This window comes from Paenibacillus sp. 11B, assembly GCF_030487755.1.
GTDB classification, from domain to species: Bacteria; Bacillota; Bacilli; order Paenibacillales; family Paenibacillaceae; genus Paenibacillus; species Paenibacillus vandeheii.
Genome location: NZ_JAUKNS010000004.1, coordinates 630,191 through 653,878, shown reverse-complemented (window position 1 = coordinate 653,878; position 23,688 = coordinate 630,191). Strand labels below are relative to the sequence as shown.

Annotated in this window: 21 protein-coding genes; 20 read left to right on the top strand and 1 reads right to left on the bottom strand. The window is 47.6% G+C overall.

Translation table 11 applies throughout. The annotated features are described in order from the left end of the window. Window position 1: 1 nt before the first annotated feature. The 19 genes from Q0V21_RS19930 to Q0V21_RS19840 all read left to right on the top strand — a co-directional run bounded on the left by Q0V21_RS19930 (window position 2) and on the right by Q0V21_RS19840 (window position 20,016). Window positions 2-862 (top strand): M56 family metallopeptidase, encoded by an 861-nt coding sequence (locus Q0V21_RS19930; RefSeq protein ID WP_301880290.1) that lies wholly within the window; start codon window positions 2-4, stop codon window positions 860-862. 39 nt (window positions 863-901) lie between these two features. Continuing rightward, window positions 902-1,312: a DoxX family protein gene (locus tag Q0V21_RS19925; RefSeq protein ID WP_301880289.1), complete on the top strand. Its 411-nt coding sequence runs from the start codon at window positions 902-904 to the stop codon at window positions 1,310-1,312. Window positions 1,313-1,543: 231 nt separating this feature from the next. Next, window positions 1,544-2,245 (top strand): pirin family protein, encoded by a 702-nt coding sequence (locus Q0V21_RS19920; RefSeq protein WP_301880288.1) that lies wholly within the window; start codon window positions 1,544-1,546, stop codon window positions 2,243-2,245. A 48-nt stretch (window positions 2,246-2,293) separates the two neighbouring features. Further along, on the top strand, window positions 2,294-2,629 hold the full coding sequence (locus Q0V21_RS19915; RefSeq protein WP_024632811.1) for a hypothetical protein: 336 nt from the start codon (window positions 2,294-2,296) through the stop codon (window positions 2,627-2,629). Window positions 2,630-2,870: 241 nt separating this feature from the next. Further along, window positions 2,871-3,824: an ABC transporter permease gene (locus Q0V21_RS19910; RefSeq protein WP_301880287.1), complete on the top strand. Its 954-nt coding sequence runs from the start codon at window positions 2,871-2,873 to the stop codon at window positions 3,822-3,824. Continuing rightward, the gene (locus tag Q0V21_RS19905) at window positions 3,821-4,789 is read left to right on the top strand and encodes an iron chelate uptake ABC transporter family permease subunit (RefSeq protein WP_301248208.1); all 969 of its coding nucleotides are present in this window, start codon (window positions 3,821-3,823) and stop codon (window positions 4,787-4,789) included. Before Q0V21_RS19910 ends, Q0V21_RS19905 begins: the two co-directional genes overlap by 4 nt. Beyond that, window positions 4,783-5,541 (top strand): iron ABC transporter ATP-binding protein, encoded by a 759-nt coding sequence (locus Q0V21_RS19900; protein WP_301248209.1) that lies wholly within the window; start codon window positions 4,783-4,785, stop codon window positions 5,539-5,541. Before Q0V21_RS19905 ends, Q0V21_RS19900 begins: the two co-directional genes overlap by 7 nt. 40 nt (window positions 5,542-5,581) lie before the next feature. Then, a complete protein-coding gene (locus tag Q0V21_RS19895; protein ID WP_301880286.1) occupies window positions 5,582-6,568 on the top strand; it encodes a siderophore ABC transporter substrate-binding protein in 987 nt (328 codons plus the stop codon). A gap of 302 nt (window positions 6,569-6,870) precedes the next feature. Further along, complete coding sequence (locus Q0V21_RS19890; protein WP_301880636.1) at window positions 6,871-8,331, top strand: spore germination protein; 1,461 nt, start codon at window positions 6,871-6,873, stop codon at window positions 8,329-8,331. Window positions 8,332-8,335: 4 nt separating this feature from the next. Then, window positions 8,336-9,535 carry a Ger(x)C family spore germination protein gene (locus tag Q0V21_RS19885; RefSeq protein WP_301880285.1) on the top strand — a complete coding sequence of 400 codons (1,200 nt, stop codon included), beginning with the start codon at window positions 8,336-8,338 and terminating at the stop codon, window positions 9,533-9,535. Then, the gene (locus Q0V21_RS19880; protein WP_301880284.1) at window positions 9,528-9,749 is read left to right on the top strand and encodes a hypothetical protein; all 222 of its coding nucleotides are present in this window, start codon (window positions 9,528-9,530) and stop codon (window positions 9,747-9,749) included. The genes Q0V21_RS19885 and Q0V21_RS19880 overlap by 8 nt, the downstream gene beginning before the upstream one ends. Window positions 9,750-9,803: 54 nt before the next feature. Further along, window positions 9,804-11,009 (top strand): GerAB/ArcD/ProY family transporter, encoded by a 1,206-nt coding sequence (locus Q0V21_RS19875; RefSeq protein WP_301880283.1) that lies wholly within the window; start codon window positions 9,804-9,806, stop codon window positions 11,007-11,009. Window positions 11,010-11,138: 129 nt separating this feature from the next. Then, the gene (locus tag Q0V21_RS19870; protein WP_301880282.1) at window positions 11,139-11,975 is read left to right on the top strand and encodes a uroporphyrinogen-III synthase; all 837 of its coding nucleotides are present in this window, start codon (window positions 11,139-11,141) and stop codon (window positions 11,973-11,975) included. A 272-nt stretch (window positions 11,976-12,247) separates the two neighbouring features. After that, window positions 12,248-12,970, top strand: coding sequence for an SDR family oxidoreductase (locus Q0V21_RS19865; RefSeq protein ID WP_024632801.1), 723 nt, complete (start codon window positions 12,248-12,250; stop codon window positions 12,968-12,970). 35 nt (window positions 12,971-13,005) lie between these two features. Next, window positions 13,006-13,644, top strand: a complete 639-nt coding sequence (locus tag Q0V21_RS19860; RefSeq protein WP_024632800.1) for a ThuA domain-containing protein — start codon at window positions 13,006-13,008, stop codon at window positions 13,642-13,644. A 74-nt stretch (window positions 13,645-13,718) separates the two neighbouring features. After that, window positions 13,719-14,096 carry a phasin family protein gene (locus tag Q0V21_RS19855; protein ID WP_024632799.1) on the top strand — a complete coding sequence of 126 codons (378 nt, stop codon included), beginning with the start codon at window positions 13,719-13,721 and terminating at the stop codon, window positions 14,094-14,096. Continuing rightward, entirely contained in the window at window positions 14,097-15,767 is a 1,671-nt protein-coding gene (locus tag Q0V21_RS19850) for an ABC1 kinase family protein (RefSeq protein WP_079347775.1), read from the top strand. It abuts the gene before it with no gap. 741 nt (window positions 15,768-16,508) lie between these two features. Beyond that, on the top strand, window positions 16,509-17,960 hold the full coding sequence (locus tag Q0V21_RS19845; RefSeq protein ID WP_301880281.1) for a SulP family inorganic anion transporter: 1,452 nt from the start codon (window positions 16,509-16,511) through the stop codon (window positions 17,958-17,960). A gap of 475 nt (window positions 17,961-18,435) precedes the next feature. Further along, window positions 18,436-20,016 (top strand): DEAD/DEAH box helicase, encoded by a 1,581-nt coding sequence (locus Q0V21_RS19840; protein ID WP_301880280.1) that lies wholly within the window; start codon window positions 18,436-18,438, stop codon window positions 20,014-20,016. A 235-nt stretch (window positions 20,017-20,251) separates the two neighbouring features. Here Q0V21_RS19840 and Q0V21_RS19835 read toward each other — a convergent pair whose 3' ends face one another. Beyond that, a complete protein-coding gene (locus Q0V21_RS19835; protein WP_301880279.1) occupies window positions 20,252-21,184 on the bottom strand; it encodes a C1 domain-containing protein in 933 nt (310 codons plus the stop codon). A gap of 536 nt (window positions 21,185-21,720) precedes the next feature. Between Q0V21_RS19835 and Q0V21_RS19830 the strand changes: the two genes are divergently transcribed. Next, window positions 21,721-23,514, top strand: coding sequence for a vWA domain-containing protein (locus tag Q0V21_RS19830; protein ID WP_301880278.1), 1,794 nt, complete (start codon window positions 21,721-21,723; stop codon window positions 23,512-23,514). The last annotated feature ends 174 nt before the right edge of the window (window positions 23,515-23,688 follow it).

The following is a 23,688-nucleotide window of genomic DNA, read 5'->3' as shown; positions in this document are numbered from 1 at the left end:
CATGTGGAAGGCCCGCTCGAAGCTCTTGTTTACCGTCGGGTTTGGCATTCCGTTACTCGTGTTCATGCAGATGTTCATGTACGCGATGTACAAAATATTCGGTTGGGATATTCCGTTTAACCTGCTCTGGCTGTGCAATCACTGGATGAGCAGACTGGGCTGGTTATCCGTAGGCCATGTTCTTATGGCGCTGGTGATTCTGACGTTTGCTGGTACAGGCTGGTTGCTGCTGGATCGGATGATTAAGACATGTGCAGCGGTACGAAAGCTTCGGTCGATGGAGGATGGGATCATGTCTCGGAAACTGGAAGCGAGATACCGTCATCTGAAACAAGCCCGATTCATTGTGGTGGACAAGCCGTCACCGGTTGCATTTACGATAGGTCTTTGGAAACCCGTTATTGTACTTTCCACAGGGCTGCTCACTATGCTGGATGCTGAAGAAGAAAGAGCGGTTGTGTATCATGAGGTCCATCATCTGTGGCATCGTGATCCACTCAAGACGACATTGCTGTCGGTATTTGCCTTCATGATGCCGTATATTCCGGTGTTGAAGCATACGTCAAAACATTACAATATCATTAGAGAAATTCTGGCTGACAATGAAGCGATTGAACGGACAGGGAACGCCGCGGGCATTGGTAGTGCACTGCTTAAACTGATCCGGGCTTGCCCTGAACATTGGAGAATTAGCGAGACAGCTATTCAATCATCTTTTGCCGACACTTCGGTGAATGTGCGTATATCCCGTCTATTAGACCCGGAACAGGATGTTGCGCTGACGCTTCCCCGTTATGCGGTATTCATATCGGCTACAGTAATCCTGCTGCTGTCTGTCTTGTTTGTATGGTCCATTGGTTGAATTTAACGTTGAACTTAAACGCCAAGGAGGAAGATGAATATGAATCGAAGTGTGGAAATTGGACTGTTTTTCTCAAGAATCATGATTGGTCTCATCTTTGTATTGCATGGCTGGAGTAAATTCGAAGGTGGAATTAGCGGTACCGTCGGGTTTTTTGAAAGTATCGGCATTCCCGGTTTTCTGGCATCTGTTGTAGCGATCATTGAGCTGGTGGGTGGTGCAGGCATGATTCTGGGATTGGGAACCCGTGTATTTGCTGCATTGTTCATCGTCGTTATGGGAGGCGTTCTGCTTACTGCCAAAGTGGGACAGCCGTTCATAAGTGGTACCGAGCTTGATTACCTGCTGTTGGCAGGTTCATTGACAATGCTCTTCACAGGCAGCCGTTTTCTGGCGGTGGATCATCTCTTCTCCAGACAAGGCAACACTCGCCAGAATGTGAGTGCATAACGGGTCTAACATCCAATAGGGATGGAACAAGTTCATTTTATAAGCAGGTATATCTCATATCTCCTGTATAAAGCCTTTTCTCGCTAAACCGGATTACGTGTAATTGTATGCGTGAACCGTTCTAGCCGCGAAAAGGCTTTTTGTTTTGGACGACAAGCCCAACTATTTGGTACAATGAGAATAAGTATGCTACTAAGAAAAAATAAGAGAACCTGTAGGAGGGTGCGCTTTATGATAAACGTCATTCCATCCGATTCCCGCTCCAGCTTCGACCGGGGCTGGCTGCGCGGCAATCACAGCTTTTCCTTTGGTGAATACCAGGACCCGGAGAATACCGCGTTTGGACCCATGCGGGTAGCCAATGACGATGTAATTGCTCCTGGCCGTGGTTTTGGGGCACATCCGCATAGTGATATGGAGATTGTATCCATCGTGCTGAGCGGCAAGCTGCGTCATGAAGATAACCTGGGCAATGTGGCAGTTACATCATTTGGTGGAATTCAGCGCATGTCAGCAGGTACTGGCATGATTCATACCGAGCACAATGCTTCGGATACCGAAGAAGTACGTATATTACAGCTCTGGTTCATGCCATATACAAGAGGGCTGAAGCCGTCTTACGAGACGACCTCGTTTGATCCAGACGCACTTTCGGGAGCACTTGTACCCGTGGTATCGCCTGAAGGTGGGGCGCGTATCGCATCCATTCAACAGGATATGACCATCTATCTTGGCCGATTGGCTAAAGGCCAGACGTTAACCTATGAACAGGCAGAAGATCGCCGTATGTACATTTTTGCCATTGAAGGAGTGCTTGGCTTGAACGGAGAGCATCAGTTAACTGAAGGGGACACGGCTCGTGTGGAACAGACGACATCCATGAACCTGGATGCAAGCGAGGACGCCTTCTATATGTTAATTGATTTGCCCTAATTTACCGAAATGGAATGAAACTCCAAGATCCAAAGGAGGATGTACTTTATGACGCAGCAGGAATGGTTTATGGTTAAGCATGCAGTGACTGGGCGGGGGCTGGTGAACAGTAAAACCGATTCGTTGTCCTATCGTTATCAAAGAGAGGGCACGGGATTTGTTTTTACCGTTACGGGTCTGGAGCAACAGGTGGTGGACAGCATTATGGAGCTCAGACAGGAGCTCAACGTGTTTCGCTTTGTACAGCGCAAGGATCAGCCCCTGGTGAAGCACTGGTATTACGTTCAGGGAGACCGGGTGCATTATGATGGAGAACGCCATACATTGACCATATATGCGGAATCTGAGATCCGCTATGTTCCTGAAGATTATTTTGCCGACTAAATGAATCATTAATGGGACCTTCCAATTGGAAGGTCTTTTTCCTTATATACAATTAAATTTGAATTATATGTGTTTCAGGTTGTTTTATGAAATTAAGGAAAAGAGAAGCAGAGAATGGTTGACATGACGAAATGAATATCGATATAATTATTTTAATTGATAATGAGTATCAATATCAAGTTGAACTAAGTAGAGCAGCTACAAGTGTTTTACGGCTAATGGTGAGGGGATTAGTAGAGAGATGAAGTTAGGCTATATGTTGATCGGACTGGCTTTTTTGTCTATCGTATACCTGTTTATTGGCAATTCAGACATTTCGCCTATGGATATTTTTCATTTGACCCCAGTCCAGCTTCAGGTGTTACAAGTCAGTCGTTTTCCCCGCTTAATCAGCATCCTTGTGGCGGGTATCAGTATGAGTGTCATTGGACTGATCATGCAGCAGCTGACACGCAACCGATTTGTTTCTCCAACAACGGCCGGAACAATGGACTCCGCCAGGTTGGGTATCCTTATTACTTTGATGTGGTTTCCTGGTGCTTCTCCACTGCAAAAAATGCTGGTCGCTTTTGCCTTTGCACTGGCTGGAACGCTAATCTTTATGCGGATACTGGAGAAAGTTAAATTCAAGGATACGATTTACATCGCTCTCCTTGGTTTGATGTTTGGCAATATTGTAAGCTCGGTCACGACTTTTTTTGCCTACAAAAACGATTTGATCCAGAACATGTCCTCATGGCTACAGGGGGATTTCTCCACAATTATGAAGGGACGTTATGAACTGATCTATATCAGTATTCCGCTGCTCATTATCGTTTATCTGTTTGCTAATCGTTTTACACTTGCGGGTATGGGCGAAGATTTCTCAACCAATCTTGGACTGGCTTATCGAAAAGTGGTTAATCTCGGGCTGATTCTGGTTGCCATGGTTTCAGCTGTCGTCATTATCACCGTAGGTACAATCCCGTTTCTCGGTCTTGTAGTACCGAATATTGTAACGCTGTATAAGGGCGATAACTTAAGGGATACATTGCCTCATACGGCAGTGCTCGGTGCGCTTTTTGTCCTGGTCTGCGATATTCTGGGTCAATTGATTATTTATCCTTATCAGCTGTCCATCAGTTTGACTGTGGGCGTTGTGGGCAGCGTGTTGTTCCTGTATTTACTGCTTCGAAGAAAGGCTTATGGATCATGAGAATGAAGTATACGGCAAATACCTGGAAGTTTGGCATTTTGATTGCAGCGGCAGTGCTGTTGATTGGTGTATTTCTGGTCATTCAATCCGGGGGCAACTGGGATTATATTCTGCCTCGCAGAGGGAAAAAGATTCTTGCCATTGTGCTCACGGGTGCCTGCATCGCGTACTCCACTGCCATTTTTCAAACGATAACCAACAACCGAATTCTTACGCCTGGCATTATGGGGCTTGATTCCCTGTATATGTTGTTTCAGACCTTTGCCGTGTTTGTGTTTGGGAGCACGCATATCAGCTTTGTGAACAAAAATCTTAACTTTGCGGTATCTGTGCTGTTAATGACCCTGTTTGCTCTACTTCTGCATCAGTTTATGTTCCGTAGAGAACGGGGGCGCAATATCTATTTGCTGCTGCTCGTTGGCCTTATTCTGGGTACGCTGTTTCAGAGCATGTCCTCCTTCATGGAGGTACTGATCGACCCTAATGAGTTCCTTGTGCTGCAAGGCAAGATGTTTGCGAGTTTTAACAATGTGAATACGGATCTGCTGATCATCTCCATGGTGGCCATTATTTTGATCTTGCTGTATGCACAGAAGTTTACCAAATATCTCGACGTACTGTCCCTCGGCAAAGATCACGCGGTTAACCTTGGGGTGGATTACCAGTACATTGTGAAAAGGTTATTGCTGGTTGTGATGGTTCTGGTGTCAATTTCCACAGCGTTGGTCGGCCCAATCATGTTCTTGGGGCTGCTGGTCGTGAATCTGGCGCATCAGTTATTCCGGACACATCGTCATAAAGTACTGATCTGGGGTTCGGTCATTATCGCAGTAGTTTCATTAGTCGGTGGACAGCTCATTGTGGAACGGGTATTTACCTTTGCTACGACAGTAAGTGTCATTATCAATTTTGTAGGCGGTGTGTACTTCATCTATTTACTGCTAAAGGAGAATAAGTCGTGGTAGAAGTCAGAAATGTAACCAAACAATACGGCGGCGTCCGGGTAGTGGATGACGTATCACTGAATATTACCAAAGGGAAAATCACTTCATTTATCGGTCCCAATGGCGCAGGCAAAAGTACATTGTTGTCTATGATCACCAGACTGATCAGCAAGGATGCAGGACAAGTCCTGATCGAAGGAAAAGAGATCGAAGGTTGGAAGAACAAGGATTTGTCCAAAAAAATATCAGTCCTCAAACAATCCAATCACATAAATATCCGGTTGACTGTGGAGGACCTTGTGGCTTTTGGCCGTTTTCCTTATTCACAAGGAAGACTCACGGCAGAAGATCGGCAGTGGATTCAGGAAGCCATCGATTATATGGAGCTGGCTCCTTTCCGTAAAAAATATTTGGATGAACTAAGCGGTGGACAACGACAGCGGGCATATATCGCCATGGTTATTGCGCAGAACACCGAGTATATTCTGCTCGATGAACCATTGAACAATTTGGACATGAAACATTCCGTGCAAATTATGAAGGTGCTTCGCAAAATGGTGGATGAATTGGGGAAGACAATTGTTATTGTCATTCATGACATCAATTTTGCCTCCTGTTACTCAGACTATATCGTTGCACTCAAAGACGGGCGTGTCGTGCAGGAAGGTAAAACGGAGGACATCATTGATACGGATGTATTGCAGAAAGTATATGACATGCACATCCCTGTGCAATGGATTGATGGTCGTAAGATTTGTGTGTATTTTGCTTAAAAAGGTAAACCAATATAGAGAGAGCGAGAGGTGTCTATTTATGAAAAAGGGTTGGTTGTTTACGTTGCTTGTGGTGTTGTCGGTTGTTCTGGCAGCTTGTGGTGGAAGTAAAACAGCAGAAAATACAGGTGCCAGCAGTGGCACAGGATCAGAAGCGAATGCTGCAGCAGAACAGTCCAGTGATGAAATCGTCATTAAACATAAACTTGGCGAAACAACTGTGAAGAAGAATCCGGAGAAAGTGGTTGTGTTCGACTATGGTGTGCTGGATACTTTGGATCAGCTTGGGGTAGAGGTTGCCGGTGTACCTCAGGAGGGAGTTCCCTCTTATCTGGCAAAGTATAACGATGCAAAGTACACCAATGTTGGCGGTTTGAAAGAGGCTGATTTTGAGAAAGTAAATGCCATGAAGCCTGACCTGATTATCATCTCAGGACGACTGCAAGACTCCTATGAAGAGCTGAGCAAGATCGCACCGACCATTTATATGGCGGTAGATACAGAAGATTATATGAACTCCCTGACTTCGAATGTGAAGACGCTTGGAGAGATCTTTGGTAAAGAAAAAGAAGCAGAAGAGGCACTGGCATCGATTGATACCTCTGTTAAAGCTTTAAAAGATAAAGTAACGGCTGCTGGAAAAAATGCACTGGTTGTCCTGACGAACGAAGGCAAATTAAGTGCGTATGGTGCAGGTTCCCGATTTGGTGTCATACATGATGTGTTCGGTTTTACTCCAGCAGATGCAAATATTGAAGTATCCACCCATGGACAGAGCGTTTCATTTGAGTATGTTATGGAGAAAAATCCGGATTATTTGTTTGTGGTAGATCGGAGTGCGGTGGTTGCAGGTAATGGTGAAGCAACTCCAGCCAAACAGGTGATCGAGAACGATTTGGTCAAAAATACAAATGCCTTCAAAGATGGACACATTGTATATCTTGACCCCGATTACTGGTACTTGTCCGGTGGTGGTCTGGAATCCATTCAAGAGATGATTAAAGAAGTGGACGAGAGCATCCAATAAGTAAATGAAGATTGCTGCATACTTTGATTAGGCCTCAAAGGTCTCTGTTATTTAAACAGGGGCCTTTTTTTGTTGCCTGAATTAAAAAAATGATTGGATATTTTACAAAAAGACCACATAATTCCGTGTGATCTGGCACAAGCTACCTTGTATAAAAAAACAGGAACGGAGGGCGGCATATGGCGGATAAAACATCAGGGAAAGATGGTTCAAGGGATTCGGGAAAAAAGAAGCATGTCCCTTTGGGGCTGCCGTCTCCCCCTATTTTGCGGCAGCCGATAGGCCTCTCACATGAAAGCCATATGCTGGCACTGGAAGACATTTTCTCGGATTGTTCGGATGTCATATTCCGCAATGTCAAAATTACACCTGAAGTGGAAGGCCTGCTGGTGTACATCGAAGGTATCGTGAATTCAGCAGATATTCAGGAGCATATGCTCCGTCCTCTGATTCGCGGCCTGATTGAGCAACGAACCGATGAGCCTGTTGCTCCTCTCGATGACACAAGAATCGCCTTGTCGCAGGTGAAAAAAGTGGATTCCTGGGCAGCCGCAGCGGAGGGAGTGCTGGAATCCTCCGCGCTGTTGTTAATCAACGGGAGCAAGGAGGCCTGGCTTTTCAACGTCAAGGGCGGTGTGCGGCGTGGTGTCGAGGAACCCCAGACGGAGTCGGTTATTCGCGGGCCACGTGAAGGGTTCACGGAGACATTGCGTGTGAACACAGCTCTGCTTCGTTTCAAGCTCAAAACACCTGCGCTTAAGATGTTAAGCATGACGATTGGAACTGAGACCAAAACCAATGTAGTGCTGACTTACATCGATGACATTGCCGATCCCAAGCTGATTAAAGATGTCAAGGAACGTCTCAACAAAATTAAAATCGATGGCATTCTCGAAACGGGATATATTGAGGAACTTATTGAGGATCATCCCTATTCTCCTTTTCCGCAGATGCATTATACCGAACGCCCCGATACAGTGGCAGGAAACCTGCTGGAAGGACGCTTTGCCATCTTTGTGGATGGCACTCCATTTGCCCTCATTGGCCCGATCACAATGTGGCAGATGCTGCAGGCCAGTGAGGATTATTATGAACGGTTCTTTATAAGTAATCTGTTGCGCTGGATTCGTTTTCTGTTTGTGGGTATCGCCCTATTTCTGCCGGCGCTCTACATCGCTATTACGACCTTTCATCAGGATATGTTACCAACAACACTGATCCTGAGTATTGCGGGGGCAAGGGAGGCTATTCCATTCCCTGCATTGGTCGAAGCCCTCATTATGGAGCTGTCCTTCGAGGCTTTACGAGAAGCGGGGGTCCGGTTGCCCAAAACGGTAGGTCAGGCCGTCAGTATTCTGGGGGCTCTTGTCATTGGACAGGCAGCTGTTCAGGCGGGAATTGTTTCTGCACCCATGGTTATTATCGTATCCATGACAGGGATTGCTTCGTTTACGATCCCTCGCTTTAATTTTGCCATTACGGTTCGTTTGCTGCGTTTTCCTATCATGCTGCTTGCGGGGGCGCTTGGTTTGTATGGCATCGTGATTGGACTGGTGCTGATCTCCGTACATTTGACACAAATGACTTCCTTCGGCGTGCCGTATCTGACCGGTCTAAGTCCGTATAGCAAAAAAGATACCAAGGATATTGTCATCCGTGTACCTTGGTGGAAAATGATCCATCGTCCCTCAACGGTGCACCGTGACCAGAAGCGTATGAATGAGAAAATTAATGGCTCACCTGAAGCTGAGGAGGGGTGGTAAGCACATGTTCTTTATCCACAAACGGCATGCTGTGGCCATTATGCTCCTATGTACTATTTTTATATCAGGTTGCTGGGATCGGAAGGAGATTAATGATATCGCTTTTGTCATTGGTCTGGCTATCGATAAGGAGGATGGTAATTACAGATCCAGCTTGCAAATTGCTCTGCCCGGTCAATCCGGTTCCTCCGGGAGTGAGGGTGGCGGTGGAGGCACAAGTGGTGACAAATCCTGGTTCATGTTGTCCAATACAGCCAAAACGTTGCGCGGAACGTCTATTGAAGGTCAAAAAGCGCTCTCTCGTGAACTTTATTATGCCCATCGGCGTACGATATTGATTGGAGAGGAGCTTGCCCGTGATGGCGTTGCTTCTATGTTGGACTTGCTTACACGATACCCGTTGAATCGTTTCTCTGCTTTGCCGATTATCACCAAAGGCCCGGCATTCAAGGTACTGGATACCGATGCACCGATTGAGAAGTTTCCTTCCGAAATGGTACGGGAATTGTGCTTCTTGAATATGCGCAAACCGCGTACTCTCAAAACCTTTACGGATGCGATTCTTTCCGAAGGGGTGGAGCCGTTTCTACCTGTTGCCACGACCGTTGACAATGTGCCGGGCAACTGGAAGGACGTTAAGACGAACATCAAGTTGGATGGAATCGCTATTTTTAAGAAGGACAAACTGATAGGCATGATTGAAAAAGAGCCTGCTGGTGCACTTATACTGGCTATGGGTGAAGCTAACGAGCCTGAAATTATGGTCAAGGCTCCTCGAGGGAGTGGTGATATTTTTATTAAACTGAACGAAAACAACTCCTCATTGCACCCTCATATCAAAAATGGAAAAGTATCGGTGACGATTAAACTGTATGCCAAGGGAGTTGTTGTAGACAACGAGTCGAACTACGGCGACCTGCGAGAGCAAGAGATTAAGAACCTGAATCAAGCAATACATCAGAAAATCCAAGATGACATTCTGGAGGGGGTAAGGCTGATTCAGAAGAAATATCCTGCCGATATTTTGGGTTTGGGTCGCTCCATTCATCAGCAATTGCCCAAAGAGTGGGACAAGTTAAAGGATCGCTGGGATGACATTTATCCGGATGTGAAAGTTAGTGTGGAGCCACATATTGTTATTGAAAATGTAGGGGTTATCAACAAACCGTTTGGATTGCCTGAGGAGGATATCGTCCATGATTAAGCCGCTGCTGTTCACATATTTGGGTGTAGTCGTTGCCGTAATTATTATGGATTTCAAACATTTGAAGCAGGCAGCGGCTATTAATCGCTGGTTAGCCTACGGTCTGATCGTAATCAGCGCCGGGATTTGGTTTTATGTAACGCATTTGAGCAAAACAGTCTTTGTCACTACATGGCTTACCCATTTGATTCAGCGTTGGCTGCCGTTACCTTAAGGCTACTTCAACAAATTTCGAAGCTTGAAAGATAAGATAGAAAGGAGGTATTGCATGAATCAGGGAGTGACCGGTCGTCAGTTGGTGCTGCTCATCATGCTGCTCAGTATTACAGGTACGTTGATGCAGCCCCATGCGCAAGCCATTTACTATGCTGAACAGCATGCTTATTTATCCTACATCCCTGTGTTTTTTGTCACGGTAGCATCACTTTGGATGTTAAGCCGTGTTCAGCGCCGATTCCCCAATCAGGATCTGTTTGAATCGCTGGTGGGACGTTTTCCTTTTTTGGGGCGTGTGACAGGCTTGCTGTACATCCTGTTTTTTCTCTTTATATTTGCCCGTGATATCCGTCTCATCGGAGATTACGTAAGTATCACACTGCTAGAAACAACGCCTCTATCTATCATTGTAGTATCCCTGTTACTGATGGCTGTTTTTATCGTAAGGGGAGGGCTAGGATCCTTAATTGGCATGTCTGAGCTGTATGTTACGTTGTTTCTGCTAAATTCGTTGATATTGCCTTTCATGCTTATTCAGCAAATAAACATGGATAATCTCATGCCGTATTTTGACATCGATGTTGCCGGTGTTGGGAAGGGAAGCTGGTACATATTCTCCTTTTTCGGTGAGATGATTGCAGTCCCCTTTGTAATTAAAGGCAGTGATTTTCGATTCAAGTCGGTCTTGTGGGGGATTACGGTAGCGGCTCTGTTAATGATGCTGATTGTTGTCGAAACCATCCTGGCGGTGGGAGTGCCGATCGCATCCAGACTGGTGTATCCTTCCTACGAGCTTGCAAGGCAGCTGCAAATTAGTGATTTCCTTGATCGATTTGACCTTGCACTAGCAGCGGTAACTCTACCTACATTGATTACAAAGATCGCATTCGATCTGTATTTTGTCTGTTGGGGACTGAAGCGAATGATTCCGAAGGTTTCGGGTAAAGTGATGACGGGACCCGTGGCTTTGGTAGGTTTTGTATGTGCTTTCTGGTTTTTTAAAAATGCGATTGAGCTCTTTCGTTTTACAAGGGAGTGGACATGGATTGGGATTGTGTTCGAGGTGTTATTTCCCATCATACTCTTCGTGTTCCTTCGCCCCCGCAAAAAAGACAGGAATGATCAACGGGCAGGGGATAATCAGAAGCAAAAGCAGCAGCCAAAAGAGGATAAAAAAGAAAGAGCAGCTCAGGAACGAGATGAGTCTGACAAAGGGAAACGTGAAGGACCACAGGGTGGAGAATTACAGCCTTCCTGATATATCCCATCAAAAATCGTTATAGATGAACGGCCGAAAAGCGGGGAAACTCGGTTTCCCTCCAAAGAAGTACCCTGTATACTGTAGTCAGACTGATGACATTCGGCTGAATAAACGGGGGGAACATAGATGGCTCAACATTTGGCGGGTATACGCGTAGCACTGACAGGACCACGGAAATCCAAAGAGATGTCCTTGCTGGTTGAGAAAATGGGCGGTATTCCGCTTGTCCGACCTGCACAGGGAACTGTTTTTCTGGATGACCGTAATATTCGGGACGGACTGGTATCCTGGATATCGGACCCGCCAGACTGGACGGTATTGACGACGGGGATGGGACTGGATGCTATTTTTGATATGGCTGAGGATATGGAAATCGCGGATCAATTGCTGGACGTATTATCGGATTCCATGATTGCAGCAAGAGGGTACAAAACTGTTAATTCTCTGCGAAAGCGTAAATTGACTCCGCTGGTGCGGGATGATGATGGCAGCACAGACGGGTTGATTCGGGAGTTCGCTCCTCATGATCTTGCGGGAAAGAAGGTAATGTTGCAGCTGCACGGGGAGACGGCACCGAAGCTGGTCAGATGGCTGGAGGATCAGGGCGCTCAGGTTCGTCAGGTACTCCCTTATCGCCACGTCCCGCCGGAAGAGGGCGAACTGGAACAGCTATTAAATGAAATTTTGCGGCATGAGGTGCATGCGGTCGCGTTTACAAGTGGACCGCAAGTACGGTTTCTGGTCGAATATGCGGCGTCAAAGGGAAAGCTTGGACCCATGCAGGAAGCCTTCCGTCAAGGTGTGGTGCCCGCTTCGGTAGGCAGGGTTACGGCAAACGCGATGCGTGAAGAAGGTATTGAGGCGCTTGTGGTCCCGGAAGATGAGAAGATGGGGGCCCTCATTGTTGAACTGGGGCGTTATTACGCTGCCAGATCTGCGGACAAGGCTCAGCTTCTGCCTTAATATTGATCCCGCCTAGACTCATTTTGAAACATTAAATGAAACGTAATTAAGATGACGAAGTGTTTTCCGTTCTGATCCGACGATAGGGGTCAGAACTTTTTTGTTTCCTGTTTCTGTGAAGGACATTTTATATAAGCTGAACGACTCTGATGGATAGGGATTCTCCTGAGACTTTGGTCGTGAAGTTACTTGTACCCATTCATAATTAAAGGTTTTTGGATAATAATGTGGAATGAATTAAAGACAGATTAAGCTTGCGAGGGAGGGACAGCATGATGAAAACCGTATGTGTAACCGGGGCGGCCCGGGGACTGGGGTTGGCTCTGACGGCGCAGATGCTGAAGAGAGGTTATATCGTCTATGCGGCAGGATTGGACATGGAAGAGTCCAAAGGGATTCGTCTTCTGACGGATGCCTATCCGAAACATTTACGCGCCATCGAACTGGACATTGCGGATGATCTATCTGTAGCTTTGTTCACGGAGACACTTAAGCTGGATACAGAGCATTTGGATATGCTTATCAATAATGCGGCTATACTAGGAAGTATTACGGATCATATCCGCGGACCGTTAAACATGGCGGAGATGGCAGAAGTATTCAATGTAAATACCTTGGGGACATTGCGTGTGACTCATGCCCTGCTGCCCCTCCTTCTTCAAGGGACAAATAAGCTGATTGTCGATATATCTTCGGAGGCAGGCAGTATTGAGCAGTGCAGCCGAGATGGATGGTTTGCCTATTGCATGTCCAAATCTGCGCTAAATATGCAGGCCCGCCTGGTGCATAATGGTCTGAAGGATGAGGGTGGGCAGGTGATGCTGATTCATCCCGGCTGGGTACAGAGTTATATGAGCGGGGAATTGAATACCGCTGCAGATCTTACGCCAGATCAATCGGCTCAGTATATTACAGCACTCATTGATCGCCATAAGGAGTTTAGGGGAGATCAGCCCGCGTATGTAGATTACAAGGGGGACACCCTTCCTTGGTAATTCTGTTATAGGTAATTTGAAAGGAGTTTTTAATGATGGATCATCGTAAAAAAGCGTTATTACTTGGTGATTATACTCATCCGGACTGGCATCCGCTGCAAGGTGTGGACGCGGAGATCAGTCGGATTTTTCACGATACTATGACTGTGCAATGCAGTGAGAATCGCAACATGCTGCTGCAAGAAAATATAACCGGCTTTGATGTGTGTATCTGTTACATGGACGATTGGAAGGGGAAAGTCTCTCCACAGCAGACAGCAGGCTTATTGTCCTATGTTAGTAATGGTGGTGGACTGGTCATCATACATAACGGAATTTCGCTCCAAAATCGTTATGAGCTGAAGCAGATGGTCGGTGCCAAATTCCTGCATCATCCACCATATGCACCACTGGAGTTCACAGTAACGGCGGAGAGTCATCCGGTGACTGAAGGTATTTCGGGCTTTACGATGGAAGAAGAGCCTTATCAGTTCGAATTCGGTTCATTTGCCGAAACGAAAGTTCTGCTTGAGTATCAATCCGAAGAAGGGCCGAAGCCCGCAGCTTGGGCACATAGATATGGTGTTGGACGCATAGTTTACCTTATGCCGGGACATCATGTACCTTCTTTTGCACATGAAACCTATCGTCAGTTAATTTTGCAGGCAGGAAAATGGGCTGCGCGTTACGTATAGCCGGACCGTCTCTTTTGTGAGTAGGTGATTTAAGGGGTATACTATAGAGATCAACGAAGAGGAGGATGACAAGAATGAGCGATTTGTTCAAAAAGGCGATCTCGTTAGGGCTCGGTCTTACTGTTGTAAGCAAGGAGAAAATTGAGAAAACCGTGGATGATCTGGTCAAGCGCGGGGAACTTGCGCCCGGTGAATCCAAAGCGTTGGTCGAACGGCTGATGGAACGGGGCGATGAAGAGCAGGGCCAGTTCAAGAGAATGATTCACGAACAGGTCAAGCGTGTCCTTCAGGAAGTGGGCGTTCCATCCGAGAGTGATGTAACCAGTTTGGAACAGCGTGTTACCGTCCTTGAGAAAAAGCTTGCGGAACTGGGTCACACACCACAGCTTCAACCTGATGTATCCCCAGCTCCACTTGAAGTTCCTCCTCTCAAAGGAAACGAGATCGAGTAGATGGCTGTGCGAATCAAACATGTCGGCAGATACCGGGAAATTGCCATGGCGCTGGTGCGTCATGGCTTCGGTTATATGGTCGAGGAGCTGGGCTTGTTCCAGTTGCTGGCCATACCCCGGCGATGGATGTCGCGTGAGGCACCCACTACCAAAACACTGAGTGAGCGCATTAGACTTGTGCTGCAGGAGCTGGGGCCGGCTTTCGTCAAGCTGGGGCAACTCGCAAGCACAAGGGCGGATTTGTTGCCGGAGTCTGTCATCCGCGAACTCGTGAAGCTGCAGGATCAGGTCCCGCCGTTTTCCTCGGAGACGGCACGGGGTATTTTGGAACAGGAATTGGATACACCGCTGGAGGAGATCTTTTCCCGGTTCGAGGATACCCCTGTGGCTGCGGCTAGTATCGGACAGGTGCATCTGGGCAAACTTCAGAGCGGTGAGGCGGTAGCCATTAAAATCCAGCGACCTGGCATTTCGCGTATTGTTCAGCGCGATCTGGATATTTTACGAGAGTTGACAGCTATGGCGGAGAAGCGCTGGGATTGGGTGAAGCAATATCAGATCCCGCAAATGGTAGAAGAGTACGCCCAGGCACTGATGGCCGAGCTGGATTATACGATCGAGGGTCGTAATACGGAAAAGATTGCACAGCAATATCAGCAGGATAACAAAGTGAAAATACCGCTGATCTACTGGGATCAAACTTCTTCTCGTGTGCTCACCATGGAGTACATCGAAGGCATTAAGCTGAATGATCGTGACGAGCTGATTAAACGTGGGCATGATCTGAATAACATTGCGCAGAGACTGGTGGATTCGTTGTTGAACCAGATCTTCATTCATGGATTCTTTCATGCTGATCCACATCCGGGCAATTTGATGGTGTTGAAGGATGGCCGGCTTGCCTTTATCGACTTCGGCATGGTGGGCAGCCTGAGTGATGAGATGAAGCAGCATCTGGCTTCGCTCATTATCGGATTGATGCGCAAGGATACGGACAGCATGATCCGGGCGATTGAGAAGCTGGGCATGATGCCGGATGATATGGATTTGCGTGGGCTTCATAGCGATCTGGACAAGCTCCGCAGCAAATACTACGATATTCCCTTTTCCAAAATTAGCGTAGGTCAAGCGCTGAATGACCTGTTCGGCGTGGCCCAGCGACACCGGGTTGTGATGCCTGCCGACATTTTGCTGCTGGGTAAATCGCTGCTCACGATGGAGGGCGTCGTCGAACACCTTGATCCTACGTTGAGTATTGTGGATATGGCAGAACCCTTTGGTCGAAAGCTGATCAAGGAACGCTTCAATCCCGGAAGGATCAAGAATCGTCTGTTCCGCAGTGCTGCGGATATGGCTGAGAGTGTCATGGGTCTGCCTGGACAGCTAAGACAGCTCTCCTCCATCATCAGTAAAGGCAAGCTAAGGCTGGAGATCAGTGTACCTGAACTGGATGCGCTCATGCGAAGAATGGATCAGATCAGTAATCGGCTGTCTTTCAGTATTGTTCTGCTCGCATTTTGTATCATTATGGTCGGGTTGATCATCGGTTCTTCGATCAGTCACCAGTCAACCATGCTGTGGGATATTCCGGTCATTGAGATTGGATTCCTGGTGGCGATTCTGATGGTGGCCTTCCTGCTGTATTCGATATTCAAATCGGGAAGATTTTAATAACAACAAGACCCGTAAAGAGACTTTTTTTAAAGGATCTTTGCGGGTTATTTTTTTTGAAAGGGTGAGGTTTGTTTGAAAAAGATGCGTAGTAACTTGATTTTATCGTTTTTAACCGGCATTTTTGCGTATTATATCATTGCTAGGACCATAACCATGAATGCCATAATGGTTTGTCTAGCAGCTACAGGAATCTTAGCTATAATTTATCTGGTCATTTTTTTAATAAAGAAAAACCGTCAGGCTAAAGGATAGAGTCGAGTCGCAACAGATTTTTTGAGAAAAGTTTGTTTGAGAAAGAGTATCTTGGAGTAAAATAACGCAAGCTTAAGAAAATACGAGATTTGCTCCTGATTTTTCAGTTAAACTGTGTTAGTACATATCGCTTTCTATGTCTATAATAATAGGTCAGTACATTAACGGACCCGGTTTTTCTGAGAGGGAAAAACCAAGAGGCATTATGATCGGCTCACGATGTCTCGAAGGCAAGAAACCTGGAAGTAGCAATGGAATTACGTGGTGCTCACTGGAACGGATAATGACATGTTCCGACCTGATGTCGGATAATTTAGCTAAATCATGGGAAATCATGTAATTCAGGCACGTATAGATTCATTTTGCGGGAGGGTATTCCGCTGTTTTGTGCTGTCTGTCGTGGTTGATCAGTGACGAACCGTTCCATTGCAAATCAGGAGAAGACAAATTTGAAGTTATACACGTAGGAGGAACGGCAAGAGACATATGAATACGTTAAAACAACAATGGTTTGGTAACATTCGCGGTGACGTGCTGGCAGGCATTACGGTAGCGCTGGCGCTTATTCCGGAAGCCATTGCCTTCTCCATCATTGCAGGCGTTGATCCGATGGTCGGCTTGTACGCTTCCATTACAATTGCCATTGTGATCTCGATTGCGGGTGGAAGGCCAGGTATGATCTCGGCGGCAACGGGTGCCATGGCGGTGCTGATGGTCGGACTCGTCAAGGATTATGGCGTGGAATACTTGTTTGCCGCTACGATTTTGACGGGTATCATTCAGTTTATTCTGGGGATTTTCAAGGTTGGACGGTTTATTACGTTTGTGCCCCACTCGGTACTGACCGGGTTTGTGAATGCCCTGGCGATTCTGATCTTTATGGCACAGCTGACCCACTTCACAGGTGCGAATTGGATCATGTATGCGATGGTAGCGGTTACGCTGGCGATCATTTATATTTTGCCGCGTTTTTTCAAAAGCGTTCCGGCGCCCTTGATTGCTATTGTGATCATGACGATCATTACGGCGCTGTTACATCTGGATGTCAAAACCGTAGGTGATATGGGGAATCTCACGAGTACCCTGCCGATGTTCCATCTGCCCAATATCGACTGGTCCCTTAATACCCTAATGATTCTGCTTCCTTATTCGTTCACGCTGGCTCTGGTAGGTTTGCTGGAATCCTTGCTGACTGCAACGATTGTGGATGAAATGACCGAGACCAAGAGCAGCAAAAACCGGGAAGTGCGTGGTCAGGGGATTGCCAACTTTGTTAATGGCCTTTTCGGTGGCATGGGTGGCTGTGCGATGATCGGACAGTCGGTTATTAATGTGAAGTCAGGTGGCCGAGGTCGATTATCGACATTTACGGCTGGGGCTTTCCTGGCCATATTATTATTATTGCTCAGTGGTGTGGTGAAAGAGGTGCCGATGGGTGCGCTCGTAGGCGTCATGTTTATGGTGTGCATCGGTACGTTTGACTGGAGCTCCATCAAAAATATTGCGCGTGTGCCACGGGCGGAAGCTATCGTTATGGTCGTTACGGTAGCGATTGTGGTCTACACCCATGATCTGTCGATTGGTGTTATGGTCGGCGTTGTGCTCAGTGTGCTGCATTTTGGCTGGAAACAGACCAAGATTCGCGTGCAGGCCAATCAGGAACAAGGGCAGAAGGTGTATCGGGTTCACGGACCGTTCTTCTTCGGTTCATCCGCTCGTTTCGTTGATGAGTTCAATGCGGAGGCAGACCCGGAGGTGATCACGATTGATTTTGGAGGCTCACATATTTGGGATAACACGGCGGTTGTTGCCATTGGTAAAGTGAAATTCAAATACGCGAAGCTGGGCAAAACGGTGCATCTGCGTGGACTGAACGAGGAAAGCTCCCGTTTGCTTGAGAAGAGCGGATTTGCTACGGCACAAGGGCACGGTTCCTAATAACTTATACAGATGAACAAGTGAGCTTAATATGTAGATAAATGAATTTAGATGAGTCACATGGATGAATGATAAGGGGCTGTCCTGCAAGTCATGAAGGATCATGACGGGACGGCCTCTTTCGTTATCTGCATTTTCTCGTTAAATCAGCTTGGAATAACGTGGCTGGAATTCGTTACAATTTTAAAGGGTACCATCACCACAGTATAAGGTGTGTACGATTCGTTAACGCTTTAAACACAATGATCAGGGACAATTGTGGACAAATGCAGGAAAGTAACGTTCAATCCCCTTTTGTTTTGCTTGACTAACGTGTAAACTACAGGGTATGGAGAAGAAGAGCAACGGACCGATTGCTTTTTAAAAAATTCATTTCATAATCATGATTGATATACGGAAAACTAGTCTTGATTGAAGCCAAGTGAAAGCAATTATGAAATGGACTTATCTAAATGAATATACAGAGGTGTAACGATTGGCAAACTTTGAACAACTGGGCATTCGCCCGGAATGGTGCGAGATCCTGAAACATCAGGGCATCGCCGTGCCGACTCCGGTACAGGAGCGTTCGATTCCGGTATTGCTGGGTGGGCGCGATATTATTGCAGAGGCGCAGACGGGTACAGGGAAAACGCTCGCTTTTTTGCTGCCGATTATTCAGAAAATTAACGTATCCGACCGCTCGCCGCAAGCGCTGATTATTGCCCCTACGCGTGAGCTGGCGCTGCAAATTACGGAAGAAGCGAAGAAGCTGACTGCAAACGACGATAAGCTGCACGTTCTCGCGGTATACGGCGGACAAGATGTGGACAAACAGCTGCGCAAACTGCAAAACGGTACACAGATCGTGATTGGTACGCCGGGACGTCTCCTGGACCATCTGCGTCGTGGCACGTTGAAGCTGGACAATGTGAAAAAACTGGTGTTGGATGAAGCCGACCAAATGCTGCACATGGGCTTCTTGGATGATGTAGAGACTATCCTTAGTGAACTGCCACACAAACGGCAGACGATGCTGTTCTCGGCAACGATGCCGAAAGGCATTCGCAACCTGGCGAAGAACTACATGAAAGACCCGGAGGATGTGAAGGTATCCTCCAAGTCCGTGATTCCGATCAATCAGATTCGTCAGCAGGTGCTGGAGTGCACGGATCGTGGCAAACTTGAGGCACTTCGCGGCATGATTGATACGTATCGCCCGTACCTGGCGATTGTTTTCTGCCGCACCAAGCGCCGTGCATCCAAGCTGAATGAAGATCTGCGTGAAGCAGGTTATGCGAGCGATGAACTTCATGGTGATTTGTCTCAATCCAAGCGTGAGAACGTAATGAAAGCATTCCGCGACGCGAAATTGCAAATCCTCGTTGCTACGGATGTTGCGGCACGCGGACTGGATGTTGAAGGCGTAACGCATGTATTCAACTACGATATGCCACATGATGCGGAAAGCTATATCCACCGGATTGGCCGTACGGGTCGTGCTGGCGGCACGGGCCTTGCCGTGACATTTGCAACACAGCACGACAGACCTGAGCTTGCTCGTATTGAGGAAGGCACTAATCAGAAGCTCTCCCGTATCCAGTGGACAAGTGAAGGTCCGGTAGCATCAACTGGAGCAAATAGACGTTCCATCAACAGTCAGGGTGATGAAGAACGTTCTGGCGGACGCTCCGCCGGGACAGGCAGTGCCCGTCGCGGCGCAGGTCGTACTGGCCGCAGTGAAGGCGGACGTGGCGGACGTGGTGGTTCCCGCGGCGGTGAAGGCGGACGCAGCGGTGGTCGTAGTGGCGGCCGCAGTGGCGACGAGCGCAGCGCAGGCCGTGGTTCCGCGCGCAGCAGCGACAGCAGTCGCAGCACAGCGAGTCAAGGCGGGCGCGGTGCAGGTCGCAGCAGCGATGAGCGCAGCAGCGGCTGGGGCGGCCGTAGCGCCGACAAGCGCAGCTCCGGGCGCGGTAGTGAAGGCGGCCCAAGCAAGCAGGGGCGCGCAGGTCGGTCGGACTCTGCAGGACGCGGTCCAGCCAAGAGTGACCGCCGCGATTCTCGTCGCGGACGATAAAAGATAAAAACCTATGGCAGGTAGTCCTGGAAGAATGCCATACATTTTCCAAACATCAAAACACCTCATCCTAGACCTAAGGATGGGGTGTTTTTTCGTCGAAGCTTATATGATAAAAATGATACGATGTCACGCGTAATTCCATTACGCATGCAGGGGTGAACGAATTTCAGGTCGTCTATATACAGGGATTGAGTTTGCACTAATTTACGTTTCGAGTCCATATTTAACAGCTTTACACACGAGCATCTGCGTAAGAATCCCGATATTTCTCGTTATACACCCGACCCACTGATTCCGCCAGACCACCGCGTGCCTTACCCGGATACAATTCCAGAGTTTGATAGAGTCGCATGAAACGATCTTTGGGCATAAAGCGGGCGTAGCGGGTAATAAGACTAGGGAACAACTCAATATATTTACTTTTACGTACAGCCGCGGCGGCGACAGCCGTCAGGATCTGAATGCCGTTGTGCAGCTGCAAAATATTAACCTCGTATGTGGCGATATACCGGATCGCATCCTCGCGAATTAATTCCGGCTTCAGCCGTGCGATTTCACCGATATATTCAGCGAGCAGCCGCTCGAAGCTGCGCAGCAGCAGAGGCTTGAGCTGCAGGTCCATATCGCTGCGCAGCACGAAGGATTGCAGCAACGCAACCTGCTGCAGACGAATCCGGTCGTTGTAGACGAGTGAGCCGATCTCCCTGAGCATTTCGTAGGCGAGCGCTTCATCCTGCTTGCGCGCTTCTGCGACAAGGGCCCAATTCCGGTTAATGCCCTGACGAATCGCCTCCTCATCCTGACGAAGCATTCGTTTGAATTCTCGCTGCTGTTCGATCTGGAAAGATCGCTTTTGCATGAAGATCAGTCCAGCGAGGAGCAGCAGGGAGACGCTGGCCGCTGCCATGGTCTGATCAATCGTTTCGCCGAAATAAGTAGCAGCCGCACCAAGAATTACTGTAATGAACAGGTCGCGTACAATTCGACGTTTCACGCGGGAAGCGGCGCGTTCTTCGGCTGAGGTGAGTGTGCCCCGCCCACAGGCGGTACACTGGTCCTCCCAAAGACAGGTATACTGTCCGCACCGCTTGCAGACACGCAACTTTTGAAAAGCATGCGTCGTTCTTATAAAAGGCCTGATGGATACAACTTGTTTAGAACTCATGCTCAATCACGCTCGCCATTCAGAATAGTGTAGAGGGTTCGATCTGCATCTTCCCGGGAAACGGGTTTGCGCCGATGAAGCAGGAACGCAATTCCCTTTATCATGACAAAAAGAAACAATATGGCGAGGCATCCGTATGTAACCATAATCCGTTCCTTTCTATGGCTTGATCATTTTGCTTATATTATAAGATGAACTATTGTTTGCACACCCGAGTCAATTCGATGGCAGTACAACCTTTCTGCCCTCTCCGTTAACGTGTGATGCTTATATTCATTTTATAAACGATAATGTTTACGGATCAAGCGTCGTTATATTGCAGTTTACTGGCAATAACTATATCATATTTCCATAGTTGGAACTTTAGTGACAGATTAAGACGTGAGAACGTCGATTTTTGTCAGTCATTACAAAACTGTAACTGAAGATAGGGGTGCTTTTCAGAATTTATTAGTAGACTGTTAAGATTTCCTTAAGGCTTGACGCCTATAATAAACTATTCCCATTTTAATCTCAAACGTGAAGGAGTACACCTAATGCTGCGGACAAGCAAAATACGCTGGCTCAGCGGAACTCTGGTTCTGCTGGCAATTCTAACGCTGCTGCTACCTCAGGCGTTGCTGCCACATGCTGCAGCGGCTCAGGCACAGACAAGTGGAATCGATGCGGTACTTGTAGCCGATGTAAGTAATTCAATGAATACAAGTGACCGTGACAAGATCAGCAATGAAGCCATGAAAATGTTTATTGATATGCTGCCGGTCCAGGGGGACAAGGTAGGGATTGTTGCTTACACCGATCAGGTGGAGCGGGAAAAGGCATTGCTGGAGATACAGTCCGATGCGGACAAGAGCAGCCTGAAAGATTTTATTGATCAGCTGGGCCGAGGGCCCTATACCGATATTTCTGTCGGAGTGGCTGAAGCGGTGAATGTACTGAACCATGGAGCTGACAAGTCTCACTCGCCAATGATCGTGCTGCTGGCTGACGGCAACAATGATTTTAACAAAACCAAAGGCCGCACTCAGGCTCAGTCCGATGCGGATCTGGCAAAGGCCGTCAAGGAAGCAAAGGATCAAGGGATTCCCGTTTATACGATTGGACTGAACGCAGACGGTAAACTGAACAAGGATGCACTTGCAGATTTGTCTCAGCAGACCGGAGGCAAGTCCTTCATAACGGATACGCCGGATGACCTGCCGCAGATTCTGAGTGAAATTTTTGCGGATCATGCCAAGCTGAATGTGGTGAAGCTACCCTCCATTACAGGAAACGGCAGTTATCAGGAAGTTACCGTGAACGTACCGAACGACAGTGTACTGGAAGCGAATATTTCGATCATGTCTTCAAAACAAGTGCAGATCGAATTAACCGATCCTTCCGGCAAAGCCGTGGATCTGAATTCGGATGCAGCCAAGCTCTCGACTTCGAAGAGTTATTCCTTGGTGAAGCTGCTTAAACCCCAGGAAGGCGACTGGAAACTTCGGGTAAAAGGGGCTCCCAAAGACAGCATCGATATCAACCTGTTGTTCAACTATGATCTCCAGCTCGTCGTGGACCCAATTAAGACCAAGTCCTATACGAAGGGCGACAAAGTCGATCTGACAGCCAAGCTGGAGAATGGGGGACAACCGCTGCAGGATAATGATCTGTATGCCGATATGAAGGCGGCACTGGTCGTAAACGATCTGGATACAGGCAAAAGTGCGGAACAACCGCTAGAAAACACGGGCACCGGGTTCGCCGGAACGTTTGAAGTGCCGGACAACCATAACTATGAGCTTGTTATCCGTGCAGAAGAGGACAGCTTCTACCGGGAAAGTGCTCCAATCACGATCAACGCGGGTGGAGCAGCCGGAAGCGGAAATCAACCTACGACTTCTGCTGGCGAACAGGATAAACCGTTCCCATGGTTACCCGTTATTCTTGGCGTGATTGCCCTGGTCGTTGTAGCTGTTGGAGGCTGGTTCCTCATGGGCTGGCTAAAACGCAAAAACCGCGGATTTGTTGGGCAGATGGTTATTGAAATTCGGGATGAAAACACAGGGGACAAGTCGTATCCGCAATATAAAAAGCTGGCCTCCTTCCGGGGCAGATTTCATTTGCATCAGCTGTTACAGCTGGACCCTGAATTGAAGGAAACCGAAAAATATGTATTTACACCCAGCAATGGGGATCGAATTATAATCCGTAATACCGCAGGCGGAACGTTGGAGAAATCCGGCCGTGCCGTTGATGCAAGCTCAGGCGTTGAACTGAAGAACGGTGACCGACTGAGCATCCCGCTGCAACAGGCGGACAAGACCATTTTAATTGAGTATCTGGTCTAAGAATGAATACCAATTTAAGTTGAACCAACCATTTACACGAGAACGTAGAGGACAGAAATAACCTGAAGAAGCGGAAGCGTTCGCCTAAAAGCTTTCTGAAAGAAAGCTACATCGGAAGCATACGCTATCCCCAGATTTTCACCTTTGTAAAATATAATTAAAAAATCTGGGGAT

What these genes read in the sequence shown, in the direction of transcription:
- Q0V21_RS19930 (WP_301880290.1), top strand. Translation starts at nt 2, where the DNA reads ATGTGGAAGGCCCGCTCGAAGCTCTTGTTTACCGTCGGGTTTGGCATT.
- Q0V21_RS19925 (WP_301880289.1), top strand. Translation starts at nt 902, where the DNA reads ATGAATCGAAGTGTGGAAATTGGACTGTTTTTCTCAAGAATCATGATT.
- Q0V21_RS19920 (WP_301880288.1), top strand. Translation starts at nt 1,544, where the DNA reads ATGATAAACGTCATTCCATCCGATTCCCGCTCCAGCTTCGACCGGGGC.
- Q0V21_RS19915 (WP_024632811.1), top strand. Translation starts at nt 2,294, where the DNA reads ATGACGCAGCAGGAATGGTTTATGGTTAAGCATGCAGTGACTGGGCGG.
- Q0V21_RS19910 (WP_301880287.1), top strand. Translation starts at nt 2,871, where the DNA reads ATGAAGTTAGGCTATATGTTGATCGGACTGGCTTTTTTGTCTATCGTA.
- Q0V21_RS19905 (WP_301248208.1), top strand. Translation starts at nt 3,821, where the DNA reads ATGAGAATGAAGTATACGGCAAATACCTGGAAGTTTGGCATTTTGATT.
- Q0V21_RS19895 (WP_301880286.1), top strand. Translation starts at nt 5,582, where the DNA reads ATGAAAAAGGGTTGGTTGTTTACGTTGCTTGTGGTGTTGTCGGTTGTT.
- Q0V21_RS19890 (WP_301880636.1), top strand. Translation starts at nt 6,871, where the DNA reads ATGCTGGCACTGGAAGACATTTTCTCGGATTGTTCGGATGTCATATTC.
- Q0V21_RS19885 (WP_301880285.1), top strand. Translation starts at nt 8,336, where the DNA reads ATGTTCTTTATCCACAAACGGCATGCTGTGGCCATTATGCTCCTATGT.
- Q0V21_RS19880 (WP_301880284.1), top strand. Translation starts at nt 9,528, where the DNA reads ATGATTAAGCCGCTGCTGTTCACATATTTGGGTGTAGTCGTTGCCGTA.
- Q0V21_RS19875 (WP_301880283.1), top strand. Translation starts at nt 9,804, where the DNA reads ATGAATCAGGGAGTGACCGGTCGTCAGTTGGTGCTGCTCATCATGCTG.
- Q0V21_RS19870 (WP_301880282.1), top strand. Translation starts at nt 11,139, where the DNA reads ATGGCTCAACATTTGGCGGGTATACGCGTAGCACTGACAGGACCACGG.
- Q0V21_RS19865 (WP_024632801.1), top strand. Translation starts at nt 12,248, where the DNA reads ATGATGAAAACCGTATGTGTAACCGGGGCGGCCCGGGGACTGGGGTTG.
- Q0V21_RS19860 (WP_024632800.1), top strand. Translation starts at nt 13,006, where the DNA reads ATGGATCATCGTAAAAAAGCGTTATTACTTGGTGATTATACTCATCCG.
- Q0V21_RS19855 (WP_024632799.1), top strand. Translation starts at nt 13,719, where the DNA reads ATGAGCGATTTGTTCAAAAAGGCGATCTCGTTAGGGCTCGGTCTTACT.
- Q0V21_RS19850 (WP_079347775.1), top strand. Translation starts at nt 14,097, where the DNA reads ATGGCTGTGCGAATCAAACATGTCGGCAGATACCGGGAAATTGCCATG.
- Q0V21_RS19845 (WP_301880281.1), top strand. Translation starts at nt 16,509, where the DNA reads ATGAATACGTTAAAACAACAATGGTTTGGTAACATTCGCGGTGACGTG.
- Q0V21_RS19835 (WP_301880279.1), bottom strand. Translation starts at nt 21,184, where the DNA reads ATGAGTTCTAAACAAGTTGTATCCATCAGGCCTTTTATAAGAACGACG.
- Q0V21_RS19830 (WP_301880278.1), top strand. Translation starts at nt 21,721, where the DNA reads ATGCTGCGGACAAGCAAAATACGCTGGCTCAGCGGAACTCTGGTTCTG.